This window comes from Corynebacterium pilbarense, assembly GCF_026930265.1.
GTDB classification, from domain to species: domain Bacteria; phylum Actinomycetota; class Actinomycetes; order Mycobacteriales; family Mycobacteriaceae; genus Corynebacterium; species Corynebacterium pilbarense.
Genome location: NZ_JANRML010000049.1, coordinates 1 through 1,241 on the forward strand (window position 1 = coordinate 1; position 1,241 = coordinate 1,241).

The 1,241-nt window shown below is 35.6% G+C and carries 1 protein-coding gene; it reads left to right on the forward strand.

The genetic code is table 11. From position 1 onward, the window contains the following. Positions 1 to 211: hypothetical protein (locus tag NUW87_RS11330; RefSeq protein WP_269028624.1), on the forward strand; the 211-nt coding region annotated here is incomplete at its 5' end. Between the last annotated feature and the right edge of the window lie 1,030 nt (positions 212 to 1,241).

Sequence of the window (1,241 nt, forward strand, 5' to 3'; positions counted from 1 at the left end):
TCATAACATTGAACCTGTAATGTATAAAGATCTGAAACTGATACACAATGTTATTCAGTGTGTTTTATGCAATTCCTCCAAGTGGCACTACTTGGAACCTCTCAGAAAAGGAGTTATAGCAAAAATGGCATACCTTGCTGAATTCTGGCTTATTCTAGAGAGCGACCTTGTAGAGCGTGCCCCACACAAAATATTTGCTGAAATGATCTGAAACTATTAAACAACATACTAAAGACTGTACCCTAACCAACACATTTTGTCTCACTGAATTTGGATCTGTTATGAAGAAGTTATGACGTTTTTACCCGAAACACCTGATTTTGACTAGTTTCAGGACTGGCCACAAACCCTATTTTCCACGGAGTGTAACTCCAAAAATACAACGACCCACAAGATGAATTTTTTACCACAGATACTTGGATATGTTTCCTCAATGGCATATCAATTTCACGGTCTGAATCATTATAGAAAAAAAGTTATAGCGAAAATGGTGAGATGACCTGTAAATAACATACCTTAGAAAGCACCATCAAAAGAATTTATCCTTCCTTGCATTTCGGCCTTCTTTTCTTCACTTTCCTCAGAATTTCGGCTTAGATATCATTTGTAAACCTCAAACACCTATAGATATTCAATATGCTCAAGTGTGATTCAAATGAGAGAGCCTTGCCTCTTATTTATACTCTCCAAGTAGCTTCCTTAAAAACATCTTCTAGGTCACTTGGCCCCACTTTCCTTATTTTAGGGTTGGGTCCACTTCTAATTTCTCCATTAAAATTATTATTGAAATAATTTATTTTGTATTCAATTTGAATTAATACACTCATCACTTCACTTTATTATTTACCTTTTAAAATCTCTTAAACCACTTTGATTACTTTGACCTTTTGGGGCTTCTAGATGACATATGAGGGTCCTCCAACTTCGTAAGGCCATAACTCTCAAACCGTGAGGAGTTATGTGACGTTCTACATACCACCAGAAATGGCATGACATGTACTATCCATATAGAATAGTATTATCTGAAAATATATCATAACTCATACCGTTACCCATCAAACAAACTTGGGTCCATTACCCAAACCTGGGGTCTCCAACTTCTCATGGCCATAACTCTCTAACCGTGAGGAATTATGTGACATTCCACATACCACCAGAAATGGCATGACAAGAACTATCCATATAAAATAGTCTTATCTTGAAATACATTAAAACTCATACAATTATAAATCAAACAAAAT